5 protein-coding genes and 1 pseudogene are annotated in these 15,076 nt (G+C 38.8%); 3 read left to right on the forward strand and 3 right to left on the reverse strand.

What is annotated here, in order from left to right; genetic code table 11:
- Nucleotides 1–112: 112 nt before the first annotated feature.
- A pseudogene (locus tag H6G14_RS33585) lies at nt 113–211 on the forward strand (LysR family transcriptional regulator); the annotation flags it as partial.
- A 26-nt stretch (nt 212–237) separates the two neighbouring features.
- Here the strand turns inward: H6G14_RS33585 and H6G14_RS13680 are convergent.
- From H6G14_RS13680 to H6G14_RS13690, 3 genes are read right to left on the reverse strand one after another with little or no spacing between them, the layout of a single operon-like run.
- The gene (locus H6G14_RS13680; protein WP_190567929.1) at nt 238–3,660 is read right to left on the reverse strand and encodes a two-partner secretion domain-containing protein; all 3,423 of its coding nucleotides are present in this window, start codon (nt 3,658–3,660) and stop codon (nt 238–240) included.
- A gap of 23 nt (nt 3,661–3,683) precedes the next feature.
- Entirely contained in the window at nt 3,684–7,142 is a 3,459-nt protein-coding gene (locus tag H6G14_RS13685) for a two-partner secretion domain-containing protein (RefSeq protein WP_190567930.1), read from the reverse strand.
- A gap of 40 nt (nt 7,143–7,182) precedes the next feature.
- The gene (locus tag H6G14_RS13690; protein ID WP_190567931.1) at nt 7,183–8,883 is read right to left on the reverse strand and encodes a serine/threonine-protein kinase; all 1,701 of its coding nucleotides are present in this window, start codon (nt 8,881–8,883) and stop codon (nt 7,183–7,185) included.
- A gap of 611 nt (nt 8,884–9,494) precedes the next feature.
- On the opposite strand from H6G14_RS13690, the gene H6G14_RS13695 reads away from it, so the two are divergent.
- Together H6G14_RS13695 and H6G14_RS13700 are read left to right on the forward strand one after the other, a co-directional pair.
- A complete protein-coding gene (locus H6G14_RS13695; RefSeq protein ID WP_190567932.1) occupies nt 9,495–12,197 on the forward strand; it encodes a S8 family serine peptidase in 2,703 nt (900 codons plus the stop codon).
- Between the two features lie 222 nt (nt 12,198–12,419).
- Nucleotides 12,420–15,056 (forward strand): CHAT domain-containing protein, encoded by a 2,637-nt coding sequence (locus H6G14_RS13700; RefSeq protein ID WP_199326155.1) that lies wholly within the window; start codon nt 12,420–12,422, stop codon nt 15,054–15,056.
- The last annotated feature ends 20 nt before the right edge of the window (nt 15,057–15,076 follow it).

A 15,076-nucleotide genomic window follows, 5' to 3' on the forward strand; every position in this document is an offset into this window, starting at 1 on the left:
CAAGATTTAGGCGTAGTCAAAGCCCTACGAAAACCAGTCTTCAAGCTGGATCTATCCCCTTTTCCTGCACCCTCTTGACAAATGTGCAATTACTTTAACCTCTCACGGATGGCCTTGGATGATTTCAATGTTGTGGAGTAAACTTACAGATCAGGATCAGGCAAATTGTTGGTTACGACAGATGCTCAAAAGCATTTGTGAGGAAATTTAACACGGAGGCTTATGTTTTCGTCTTACTCAACCACACTCACGACTCATCACCATATCCCCATTTGCTAATCGATATACTCCTTGCGGTTCTACAATCGCGTCGCCTTTCTTCCACATCCTCCCTACAGTATTATTGGTCACACTCTGCACATCACCTGTAGGATAACTGGAACCTACAGCCTCACCAGGACGAGTTGGTAAACCACCAGTCCCGGTAATAATAAAAGTCCCTTCTTGTCTAGGACTACGAGCAATGCAACTATTGGCAATCAGTACGGTAGTATCAATGGGATTGGCTTGTAAATCGGTGAGTCCGTTTTGGATAGAGCTAATATCAGGTACACCAATAATGTTGCCAGAGATTGTCCCTGTGGCGTTAATGTCAGGGTCACTACTATTAACTAATGACTGTAGGCTATCTCTATCAGGTATTGTTTGTCTAGCAGTGTAGAGAGCATCACTAAATACAGCGCGGGTATTAAATTTAATATCACCACCTTGTCCTTCTGGTGCAAAAGCAAGAATATCGCTATCTTCCAATGCAATGATGGTATCTGCGGTCAGGGAAATTCCCCCACCCCTACCGCTACCACTAGATAAATCTGTACGAATGTCGCTGTTATTCCGTAGGTTGATATTTCTAGCATTGACACTAATATTTCCGCCACCGGCTTGTTCAGCTCGTGCGCTAATTAAGCCGTTATTGGCATTGTAATTACCTGTAGCGACAATATTAATATTCCCGGCAATCCCGCTTCCTCGACTTAATGTGGCCACAATGACGGGAGCAGGCAAATTAGAATTAGGAGCTAATAAGTTAAGGTCAGTTGTAAATAGGAATATATTCCCCGCATCTCCACTAGAAGTAGTGCTAGCCACCAAACCAGTATTACCATTTAAATCGGTGTTGCTCAAAATGTTAATTTGATCTGTAGCATTAACGGTAATGTCACCGGCTTTACCACTAGCCTCAGTTCCTGTTACTACTACTCCACCATTCAATACCTCCATTACGCGGGTATTGATCCAAATATTACCTGCATCACTACTATTTCCTGTGAATGTCGATACACTACCGTTGTTCAAGACACCGAAATAATTCGTATTCACGATGATATCGCCAGATTGACCAAATGCACCCCTTTGGGTTTCCGTCAAGATTGCACTCTCAACACCATCTGCATTAGTTCCTGAAATAGTCACTGCATCTGTAGCATTGATCCGAATAGTTCCACCTTTACCCTGTCCACCAGGTAAATTTCCTTCTGGTGGAGCAACTATAGTATCAATCCCACCACCATTAGTTAAAGTTAGCCTCTGTGTCTGGATATCAATATCGCCACCATTCCCAACTGCGCCAGCGCCAATTCGACTATTGATCACACTATTATCGATTACCACCCCATCATGGCTGAATATGCTTATATTGCCTGCATTACCTTGACTAAAAGTCCCGGCCGATATGGCGGAGTTTGTTAGCTGTAAATTTTGAGTAGTAATTTTTAAGTCGCCACCGTTACCGACAGCGATCGCATTATCATTAAAAGCTAAAACACCAGTGAAAATTATACTAGGGCGGTTGCCATTGGAGCTAGTTAACTCAACAGCATCTGATGCGTTGATAGTAATATTACCAGCATTTCCCCCTAAATTATTAGCAGCTTCTGCTCTAATATAACCACCATCTCTAACAATCAAATTTTTGGTATTCAGGTTTATGTCACCAGCACGACTGCCACTAAAAGTTCTGGTAACTAAACCCGTAATTATATCTGTTGCGCTTTTTGTATCTATTTCTATTAATTCAGTAGCTGTAATGTTAATATTACCACCTCTTCCAACTATTTTCTTCTGCGCTGGTTCATCAGAAATAGATGATATGGAACTACGATTTGTGAGACTAATTTTTTCCGTTTGGATATTGATAGTCCCAGCATTACCTATATTGGTAAGAACTCCTGGGAAAGATAATGAAGCCGCACTAATTGAAGATTCGTCTATAGCAATATCAGGAGCATTGATATTAATTTGTCCAGCATTGCCACTGCCAAATGTATTAGCTGCTATTTGAGAATTATTTTTTAGATTTAACCGATTGGTAACAATTGATAAATCACCTGAATTCCCTTTATCAACAGTACCAGTCAGAATGCTAGCATTGTTCAAGTCAAGGGAATCAGAAGCTTGAATTTTAATACCTACAGAATCATTTCCTGTTGAATTAAAAGCACGGATTAAAGCACCATCTGCAAGGGAAATTTTTTGTGCTTGGATATTAATACCATCACTTAAAATTACATTAGCAAGAAGCCCCTGATTTAGGGAAAGGGTATCAGTAACTTTAATATTAACCACTCCTGATTTACCCTGTTCAGTAATTGCTTGAATGCTGCTACCATTCTTCAGGTGTAGTGATTGAGCAACAATGTTGATATTGCCGCCATCTCCTATCCCTATTGATAAATTTCCAATACCACTATCTTCAGTTAAGTTAACGATTCCTGTTGCATTAATGGATATATCACCAGTTTTACTATCAGGGTTTCCTTGATTAGCAAATATGCCAGTAAAAATATTAGTAGAATTTAGTAAATTTAAATTATTAGTATTGACTATAACATCTCCACCACGAACACCAGCAACAATAACTCCAGTATTATTTATTAATGCAATATCTGTTCTGGCTACTCCCTGAGGAAAGCTTAAACTTAAATTATTACCGTTAACATTTATTCCTACAGAACCAGGTGCAGTTAATCCGCCAATTTCAACTCTCCCATCTAATGCTCCTAGTCTTCCATTATCAAGCAAAATTCCCCCAGTAGCGTTAGATGTGGGTGCAATATTACCACCAAGTAAAATTAAACTCTTATTATTAGGAACTCTTAAAGAACCGCGATTTTCAAGAGAGTTTATACCTTGATTGGCAATTTGGTTAAATAAAAATGCTGTAGGATTGACCCTAAGTAGTTTATTGTCTGGTGAAACTGATGAATTTAAAGAAAATTCAGCACCACCAGGAAATTGAATGGCGTTAGCTGTGGTAGCAACAAAAGAACCACCAATATTTAAGCTAGCATTTGTACCAAAAATAATGCCGTTGGGATTGATTAAATATAAATTAGCACTACCTTGAGTACCTATTCTGCCTTGAATATTGGAAGCTGTGCCACCAGTTACTCGTGCGAAGATATTAGTTAAATTGGGGCCATTGATAAAAATTGCTGCGCCATTATTAGGAACATTAAAACTACCGAAACTGTGGAATAAATTAGTGTTACCAACTGTTGTCCCACCTAAAACAAAGGAGTTTAAACCAATATCTATAACTTGTGTTTCTAAGGTTTGGTCGGCTGTGACTTGTGCTAATGTTGCCGCATTTGTAATGACAATCCAGCTTAGTAATAAACCTAAGTTCAAACCCCAATGTAAATAACTTGGCTTCATCATAAATTTCATTCTCAAGCTTTTCTTCAATGACACTCACGACTCATCACCACATCCCCATTCGCTAATCGATATACTCCCTGCGGTTCAATAATCGCGTCGCCTTTTTTCCACAAACTAGCCTTACTTTCATCACTGACATTCTGCACATCACCTGTAGAATAGCTGGAACTCCCAACTTCACCAGGACGAGTTGGTAAACCACCAGTCCCGGTAATAATAAAAGTTCCTTCTTGTCTGGGACTGCGAGCAATGCAACTATTGGCAATCAGTACGCTAGTATCAATAGGATTGGCTTGTAATTCTGTGAGTCCGTTTTGGATAGAGCTTATATCAGGCACACCAATTATATTGCCAGAGATTGTGCCTGTGGCGTTAATATCGGAGCTGCCATTAGTAATTAGTGACTGGAGACTATTTCTATCCAATGCTGTTTGTCTGGAGTTGTAGAGAGAATCACTGAATACAGCACGGGTGTTAAATGTGATATCGCCTCCTTGTCCTTCTGGTGCGAAAGCTAAGATATCGCTATCTTCTAAAGCAATGATGGTATCTGCGGTGAGGGCAATATTACCACCTCTACCGCTACCTATAGATAAATCTGTGCGGATATCGCTGTTATTTCGCAAGTTAATATTTTTCGCTGTGACGGCGATATTTCCACCACCAGCCTGTTCAGCTCGTGCGCTGACAAAAGCATGATTAACATGAAAACTACCTTTAGCAGAGATGTTGATATTCCCTGCAATACCTCGTCCCTGACTGCGTGTGAGAACCCCAGCCTCGTTACTTAAATGAAAATTAGTAGTAGATAAGAATACTGTTCCTCCATTCCCAGTGGAGTCTACAAGTGTTCCTGCCGCGATCGCAGCATTATTTCCAGTTTCTGCATTTACCCCAGAGACGATTATACTATCTGTAGCATTAATAATAATGTCGCCTGCTTTGCCACTACTACCGGTGCTGGAAAAAATTTGTCCACCAGTCAAGGCCTCAAAGATACGAGTATTAATGGTAATACTACCTCCGTTACTGGAGTTAAAAGTTCCGGTAGTCACAAAACCATTTTTTTCTACGAGGAAATAATCTGTATTAACAATGATGTCTCCTGGTTGACCAATACCTCCTCTGCTAGTCTCAGCTGCTAAGAAACTCTCAAACCCGTCTGCATCCCGTCCGGAAATAATTACATAATCTGCTGCATCAATGCGAATAGTGCCACCTTTGCCTATTCCTCCACCCCGAATACTAGCATCAACTTGACTACCATTAGTTAGAGTTAGTCTCGGTGTTTGAATATTAATATCTCCCCCATTCCCGACTGCACCAGCACCAACTAAACTAAATATTAACCCACTATCAAGAACTATCTCATCATTACTAGATATAGTAATATTACCTGCATGACCTTGACCGAATGTTGCTGCTGATATAATGCCATTTGTTAGCTGTAATTTTCCAGTGGTAATCTTTAACTCACCACCATTACCCGCATTTATCACATTATTATCAGAAGATACAACACCCGTAAAAATTCTACTATAAGAATTTCCCGGAGAGCTAATGAGCTTAACAGTATCAGAGGCATTGATATCAATATTTCCCGCATTTCCTCCTAAATTATTAGCAGCGTCTGCCGTGATAACACCGCCATCTCTCACAATCAAATTTTTGGTATTTAGTGTTATGTCACCAGCACGGCTATCACTAAAAGTTTTCGCACTAAGACCTGTGATTATATCCGTTGCACCTTTTGCATCTATTTCTATTAGTTCAGTAGCTGTAATATTAATATCACCACCCAATCCACTTGTTAGCGCCTGTTGTTTGTCACCAGAAATAGATATAATAAAGCCACTATTCGTTAGACTAATTCGTGAAGTTTGAATATTGATATCGCCTGCATTACCTACATTAGTGATAGTCCTGAAAAAAGAGGATGTACTGCTAGTAATAAAAGACTTATCTTTTATATTAATATCTCTAGCGTTAATATTAACATCTCCAGCATTTCCAGTTCCCAAGGTGTTAGCTGTTATTTGAGAATTGTTAATGACATCCAAACGATTAGTACTAATAGATAAATCACCGGATTTTCCTTGACCAAAAGCAGATGAAGATATAGATCCCCTATTATTTAATATTACCGCATCAGCAGCTTGAATTTTAATATCCCCAGAGTCGTCTGCCAAAAAGTTGCTTGCACTTATCAAACTACTATCTGCTGCTAAGAGATTGCGCGCCTGGATATTAATACCACCACTTTTTCCCCTAGTTGGTGTTCCTAATAACCGTGACTGCAAAGAAGATACAGAGGCATCTCTCGGACGAACAATACTGCCAATCTGACTGCCTGATAAGGAAATAGTATCATCGACTTTAATATTAACTGTTCCTGAATTACCTTGTAAGGCAGACGACAGAACTGCACTATTATCAATTATTTGGAGTGATTGGCCAACAATGTTGATGTTTCCACTATCTCCAATTCCCAAAGAAGAATTTCCAATAACACTATTTTGAGCAACAGTGACAACGCCTGTGGCATTAATTGAGATATCACCTGCTTTAGTCTCAGAGTTTCCTTGATTATTAAGTATACCTGCAAAAAAATAACTAGAATTTAAGCTCAAGTTATCAGCATTAACTACAATATCACCACCACCAGCACCAGAAGTGAAAACGGCACTATTATTGATTAATGAAATATCTGTTTTTGCTACACTATCAGGAAAATTCAGGCTGAATTTATTGCCATCAACATTAATTCCTATAGAGCCAGGTTCAACTAATCCACCAATTTCTACCCTACCACCTAATGCCTGAACTACTCCGCCATCGATTAAAATTCTGCCAGTAGCGTTAGATGTGGGTGCAATATTACCACCAAGTAAGATTAAACTCTTATTATTAGGAACTGCTAAATATGCTCGATTTTCCAGAGAATTTGTACCTTGATTGGCAATTTGGTTAAATAAAAATGCTGTAGGATTGACACTAAATAGATTATTGTCTGGTGAAACTGATGAATTTAAAGAAAATTCAGCACCACCAGGAAATTGAATGGCGTTAGCTGTGGTAGCAACAAAAGAACCACCAATATTTAAGCTAGCATTTGTACCAAAAATAATGCCGTTGGGATTGATTAAATATAAATTAGCACTACCTTGAGTACCTATTCTGCCTTGAATATTGGAAGCTGTGCCACCAGTTACTCGTGCGAAGATATTAGTTAAATTGGGGTCATTGATGAAAATTGCTGCGCCATTATTAGGAATATTAAAACTACCGAAACTGTGGAATAAATTAGTGTTACCAACTGTTGTACCACCTAGAATAAAGGAGTTTAACCCAATATCTATAACTTGTGTTTCTAAGGTTTGGTCGGCTGTGACTTGTGCCAAGGTTTTCGCATTTGTTATTAAAGTCGTGCTGACTAATAAGCTGAAGGTGAAACACCAATTTAAATAATCTTGTTTAATCACAATTTTGCTTTTAAGCAAATTTTATATAAGGTTTGTTAAGTTAAAATTCTTGAGCGATCGCCGAGGAAATATTACCGCTATCATCACAGTTGATTATTGTTGTTGAACCATCGATTTCTACTCTAATTATCAAGTTATTCGTTTTATATCGTTGCGCCTGCTGTTTCTCCACATCCAGAGGATTAAACCCCAGCAGAACATATCCTTTGGCGGAAGTATATAGTTGCATTGTTTGCTCTACAGTTCTCAAGCCGCCTTTACCGTCGGGAGAGATAGTTCTCATTTTTCCTGAATAACCCTGCATTTTTAACCGCGCTACGTGAGCATTCCCGTTAGTTGTCCAATCTAATTGCCAGTCTAAGTTTAGGCGATCGCTATGATTTGGCTGAAGCAGTTGTAAAGGAGCGTTACAAATATTGTATGTCCGGGGTGTAGCCACCTGATAAATCTGGATATTCTCTAGTCTGAGAGTCTGTAGACGACTGAGGACTAGGGAAGAGGTTTGATTATGAGCAATTAGTTTAATTATCGGTAAATCAGTAGGATTTTTTTTAGTTAAATTTGTGGAGGAATTAATAAAATAAGTGAGGAATTTATCAATATTTATATTGGGATTATGAACTTTCTTGGCACTGGAAGCAGGAAGAGGAATATTATCCGCCATCACCTCGATATTATTCATTAATATCTGTGACCAAATTCCCTTACCTACAATGATGGCTACGATTGATGTCAAAATTAAAGATGTACCAAGAGTTTTGACAAATTTTTTATATTGAGTGATAGCTAAAAATTTAACGAGAAATTTATTAGTATTTAGCCAGTAAAGACTGCCCGATCTAACTATAGTATATATAGGTGGTAAAGACAATAATATTGATGTTTGCACTGCATGATTAAGACATTGTGAGCAGTCTCGAATAGCCTGTAAACATTCCGATGCTGACTGATAGCGATGATGAGGATTATAGGCTATCATTTTGTCTAAAATTTCTGCTAAATCCTCTCTAATTTTTAGGCGATCGCGCCAAATAATTTGCCCCGTATAAGAATCTAGAAGTTTTGTAGGATGTAAGCCTGTGAGCGCTTCAATAGCTATCATTCCTACTGCATAAATATCACTACAAAGCATCGGATTTTGTCTTAGCTGTTCCATCGGCATATATCCCGGCGTACCGATGATAAAGCTGGTTGAGACTTTTTTTCCCTTGGTGTTGATGATTTGTGTGCCTACTTCTTTAACGGCACCAAAATCAATTAAGACAATCTTATGATCGCTGCTGCGTTGGATTAAGTTTTCTGGTTTTAAATCACGGTGAATGACTTGATTTTGATGAACAAAATCTAGAACTTCTAAAATATTATCTAATAAAGAAATAACTTGATTTTCACTCCATTTGGGGGAATTAATAAATTCTGTACGCAGATTTATACCATGAATAAATTCTTGGGCTATAAAAAACTCTTCGTCCTCTCGAAAAAAAGCTAATAATCTGGGTATTTGGTCGTGACTTCCGAGTCTTTGTAGTGCTACTGCTTCCCGATTAAAAGTTCGTTGCAACCACATTATTGTAGACTGGTTAGTATTTTGAGGCTTAAGTCTTTTAATCACACATTGATAATCTTCTGGCTGATCTTTATCGATAGCTAAATAAGTTTCACCAATACCGCCCTCTCCTATTTTGTCTGTAATATAATAGTGGCCACGAAGAGTTTTCCCAATCAGAGATGATCCTGACATGAAGATACCTCTGTTTCTATAATTAGATGATGTTGTAAAAATCCACAGCAAAAAATCAATTTGTAATTTGCAATACCGCAAGCGGTTCGCGTAGCCTTCTCGGAGAGTAGCCTAACGCCAACGCAGTTCGCAATAAAACCCGCCTGTGCGGGTTAAGAGATTTCAGCAAATGGTGTAATAGAGAACACACACACTAATTTAAACTTTATACTTGCAATTACCAAGAGAAGAAAATGTATTTTGAATTGCATAAAAATGTATTGTCTAAATATTTCAGATTGTGTATTCCATATATAGTGGTAGCCAGATAGATTAGGACATCAATCTCAGATCAAACCCTGACAACACAAAGCTTTCAAGTCTGTCAACCGTTAACCGTCAACCGTCAACAGCTATATCTTTTCACTCCCTAAAGTTCCGCAAAACCAGGACAATTTTTATTTGCGCTCATAAAGAATGCAGTTTTCTGCAACTCTGCATACATGATGTTGCATATATCGGTACTCAATCCTGCATTTCAGACTGCATAAAGCATAAACGACTAATTCTTGTTCATTTCGTACTCTGTAAAATTATGCACTACTGAATAGTCAAAATAAAAACATAAAATTATGCCTACTTTTCCTTCCGATCCCTTATTTCAGTATCAATGGCATTTATACAACTACGATTGGTTTACTGGTACTCGTGGTCTTGACCTCAATGTAGTCGATGTTTGGGATGACTATACAGGGAGGGGTGTGACGGTTGGTGTATTTGAAGGGGGTGGTGTTGAATACAATCATCCTGATTTAGCTCCCAATTATAATACTGCTATTGACTATGATGGCGTTACCAACGGTGATAATCCTTACCCTCTAGCTGGAGAAAGCGGCCATGCTACTTCTGTTGCGGGTGTGATTGGTGCTGCTGCGGGAAATGGTATTGGTGGGGTGGGTGTAGCTTATGGCTCCACCTTAGGTTCCTTCCGATTTAGTTACAACAATTTTGATAGTACTATTCGGGCATTGCAGCGCCTACGCAATGTGGATGTCGCTAATAATAGTTGGGGTAGCACAGTAGGCTTTGCGGCTGATTTTCTTAATCCTCTGCTGGCACCAGTAGCCCAAGCTATTCGAGATGCTGTTCAGTTTGGACGTAATGGATTAGGGACTGCTATTGTCTGGTCAGCTGGAAATTCCAGAGAAGAGGGTTTGAATACCAATTATTCCAACTATTCCAACTCCCGCCATGTCATTTCGGTAGCAGCGCTTGAATATGATGGTACAGCATCCTTTTATAGCACTCCAGGGGCTTCTATTTTAGTTTCAGCTTTTGGTAGTGGGGTGCCTGGTAGTATTGTGACAACAGACCGCAGAGGCTTAGAAGGTTCTGATTATGGAGACTATAACTACGAGTTTAACGGCACTTCAGCAGCAGCGCCTGAAGTTTCTGGGGTAGTTGCCTTAATGTTGGAAGCCAATCGGAATTTAGGTTATCGAGACATACAAGAAATTCTCGCCTATTCCGCCCGCCAAAATGATTTCTATAACGTAGGGGGAAATTACATTTGGCAAATTAACGGCGCTAACAATTTGAATGGTGGGGGTTTACACGTCAGCCATGATTATGGGTTCGGCTTGGTAGATGCGCTTGCTGCTGTGCGTTTGGCTGAGACTTGGCAAAAACAGAGCCGATTGGACAACGAGCAGTCTCTTTCCTACACTTCAGGTAATCTAGGTTTGACTGTTCCTGATAACGATGAGGCAGGTATTAGTCACACTTTTACTGTGGCGGCTGGCTTAGAAATTGACTGGGTGGAAGTAGAACTTAATCTGACTCATCCCTATCGGGGTGATATAGTTGTTTACCTCACTTCTCCGAGTGGGGTTCAGAGTGTTCTGGTTCATCAACCTGGTAATAAGGAAGATGAGGGAGACAATATCGTCTTCAAACTCTCCAGTACGCAACATTGGGGAGAAAGCAGTGCTGGCAATTGGACACTGACAATACAAGATTTAGGCCCCTCAGATATTGGCATTTTCAATAGTTGGAAATTAAATTTATACGGTGATGCCGATACTATCAATGATACTTATTTCTACACCAATGAGTATGGTTTTTATGGCTCAACGACACTAACAGATAGTTCAGGTACTGACACAATTAATGCGGCGGCGATTACTGCTGACTCTTACCTCAACCTGAATCCAGGTTCTACAAGTATCCTCAATGGAACCGTTTTAACTATCAGTACGGGAACCACAATCGAAAATGCTTTTGGTGGTGATGGCAATGACACAATTATCGGTAATAGTGCTGCTAACGTTTTGCATGGTGGTAGGGGTAATGATACTCTCGATGGCGGAGTAGGTAACGATACACTCAAAGGTGGTAGAGGTAATGACACATATATAGTCGATAGCACCGGGGATATCGTTACAGAAAACGCTAACGAAGGTACAGACACAGTTCAGTCATCTGTGACTTATACTCTGAGTGCGAATGTAGAGAATTTGACTCTCACAGGTACATCTGCAATCAACGGTACAGGTAACAGTCTCAACAATACGATCGCCGGTAACAGTGGCAATAATACCCTCAATGGTGATGCTGGTAATGATTTCCTGATTGCCGGAACTGGTAATGACACCCTCAATGGTGGTACAGGCAATGATACGATGCTTGGTGGCGGAGGTAACGACACCTACATTGTTGATAGCACAGGCGACTACGTTTCCGAAAATGCCAACCAAGGTACGGACACAGTTCAGTCATCTATTAGCTATACATTAGGCAATAGTTTAGAGAATTTGACTCTCACAGGTACATCTGCAATCAATGGTACAGGTAACCGTCTTAACAACACCATTACAGGTAACAGTGGCAACAATACCCTAAATGGTGAAGATGGCGATGACACTCTTAGTGGTGGTGCAGGTGTTGATACTCTTCTTGGTGGTAACGGTAATGATATCCTCGTTGGTGGTACTGGCAACGATACACTAACAGGGGGTGTAGGACGCGATCGCTTTACATTCAACTCTCGTAGTGAAGGTAACGACAGAATTAACGATTTTAGCGTGGTTGATGACACTATTGTTGTCTCTACGGCTGGCTTTGGTGGTGGGTTAGTTGCTGGTAGTGCGATCGCATCTAGTCAATTTTTACTGGGTTCAGCCGCCACTACTGCTAGCCACCGATTCCTCTACGACCGAAACAACGGCGCGTTATTCTTTGATCAGGATGGTACGGGTGCGATCGCTAAAGTTCAATTCGCTACCCTCAATACTGGATTATCCTTAACAAATGCAGATATTCTCGTTGTTGCTTAATGATGTAGAGACGTTGCCTGCAACGTCTCTACAGTGCTACGTCGGGCAAGCTACATCAAAAAACAGTATTACTTAACCAGAAACAGCTACAATTCCCCCCTTATGTTAGTGATGATCTAATTTTCCGTTAAAATAAGTAGCAAACAAATCCTAAACCTATAAATAAACGCTCAATTGTTTTATTTTAAATTTTGAGTTGATTCGTACGTGTTTAATAAACTTTTGAAATCATTTTTTTACTCTTGGCTAGTAACTCTATTTACTGCCAGCCTTATACTCTGTATATATTTCGGCAGTTCTCACCCAGCAGCTATAGTCAACGCTCAAACTCCTGATGCTGATAAACTTGTTAATCAAGGTATTCAAAGCTATACAAAAGGAGAGTTTTATACAGCCATTCAAAACTGGGAAACAGCTTTAGATTTTTATCAAAAAAATAACGATGCCCATAATATAGCAATCATTAACGAAAATTTAGCCAGAACTTATCAGCAGTTAGGTAATAAAAGCTTAACTTTGAGTTATTGGGAAAAGGTAAAAGCTTATTATCACTCTCAGAAAGATTTGCCCAAAGTCGGACGAATCCTAACTGAAATAGCACAAATTTATAGTAACTCAGGACAAACAAAAAAAGCTATCAGTCTTTTATGTGGTGCAGATACATTAACTTGTCAAACAGGGAGTGCATTACAAATTGCTCAGGAACAAAAAGATAAATTAGGAGAGGTTGCAGCCTTGGGAAGTTTAGGAGAAGCCCACCGACTCCAAGGTAATTATGATTTATCAATTAAATATCTAGAAACTGTCAACAATAGCCAAAATCAACCCGACAATTTTGCTATCCTTAACAGTTTAGCTAATGCTTACGCTGGCCGCGCCCAACTTTGGAATTTACGCGCTAAATCTGCTAAAAATCATAACTCTTCTAAAGAGAATGAGTTTATCAAACGTTCTCAAGATGATTATAAAATAGCCATAAATGCTTTGCAAAAAAGTATTGTAGCAGCCGCTAAAGAAGGTAATCAAATTGCCGAACTACGCAGCCATTTAAACTTAATAAAACTTGCTTATCGAACTGTAGATAGTAATATCTTAAATCCCCATCAAATTGAGATCAATATCCAACAATCTTTAGCTATCATTGGGCAAATACCAGATTCACTTCACAAAGTATATGCAGAAATTGAATTAGCTAATTTACCTAGTGTTAATGATGAATTCACTTCATCCATAAGTCAATGCTACCAAAAAATGAGATTACCAGAATTACAAGTTAAGCAGCTTTTTCATCAAGCCATTAAAACTGCCCAAAAATTACAAGATGCCCGTTCTACATCATATGCTTTGGGAGAATTAGGACATTTATATGAATGCCAGAAAGCGTATAAATCTGCTTGGAAATTAACTAACCAGGCTATTTGGTTCGCTGATCAAAATTTACAAGCGAAAGACAGTTTATATCTATGGGAGTGGCAAGCAGGACGGATTCTAGCCGCACAGAAACAATTTAATCAAGCACTATCTTTTTATGAAAGAGCTTATAAAACTCTAGAAGAACTACGCAATGATATTTTAACCACAAACCGTGATTTTCAATTTGATTTCCGCGATGTTGTTGAGCCAGTCTACCGCCAATTAGCACAACTTCAGCTAGAATTGGCTACATCGGATAATCAAGATAGTGCGAGGCGCAATCAACAACTAAATAGTGCATTGCTCACTATTAATTCTCTCCGACAAGCAGAAATACAAAATTATTTTGGTAATGATTGTATTCTAGCAGCTTTTAACAACAAACCACTGTATCAAGCTATAGAAAAAGATACTGCTGTTATCAGTTCAATTATTTTTGAAAATAAAACAGGAATTTTACTCAGTCTACCCAATCAACAAGAATACTTACATTGGGTAGAGAATAAAACTCAAGAAAATTTGCGTCAGGAAATATCTCAATTTCGTAACAGTTTACTAGCGCAACAGACTATCAATTACAATACGAAAGATGCTGGAAATATTTATGATGCCATCATTAGTCCAATTGAAAAATATTTAACAGAACAAAAAATAAAAACTCTAGTTTTTATTCAAGACGGTTTCTTGCGTGATGTCCCAATGGCTGCGCTTTACGACAAAAATGAAAGCAAATATTTAATTGAAAAATATGCTGTTGCCACAACTTCTAGTTTACAATTAACTGACTTAAAACCGTTAAGCTCACAGGTCAATCGCGCTTTAATTTTAGCTTTGAGTCAAGAAAGTAAAATTGATAATAAAGTTTTTCCTGAACTTGTATATTTCCCTATAGAATATAGAGCTATAAGAAAAATATTTCCCGAAAGTAAAAAACTAGAAAATGAAGAGTTTGCTATCCAAAACTTAAAAAGGGAAATGCAAGAAAAAACTTATCCTATTATTCATATTGCGACCCATGCACAGTTTGGTATTCTTCCAGAAGATACGTTTCTGGTCATAGGTAATAATGAAAAACTTACCATTGACAAACTAGAAGCCATACTGCGCCAATCTGGTAATATTTCTAACGCAGTGGAACTATTAACATTAACGGCTTGTGAAACAGCTACAGGTGACGATCGCGCTACACTAGGTTTAGCTGGTGTAGCATTGCAAGCTGGGACAAAAAGCGCCTTAGCTTCACTGTGGTCTGTAGACGATGACTCTACAGCCAACTTAATTGCCGAGTTTTATGATAAGTTACGCAATTCAGGAATGAGTAAAGCACAAGCCTTACAAGCAGCACAGTTAAAACTCATTAATGCCAAACAAATACCAGAAATTAATGATAAATATGACCATCCATACTATTGGTCAGCATTTATCCTCATAGGAAATTGGCTTTGAAAAGGAATAGTCAAAACTAA

It is taken from the genome of Nostoc parmelioides FACHB-3921, from assembly GCF_014696625.1.
GTDB classification, from domain to species: Bacteria; Cyanobacteriota; Cyanobacteriia; order Cyanobacteriales; family Nostocaceae; genus Trichormus; species Trichormus parmelioides.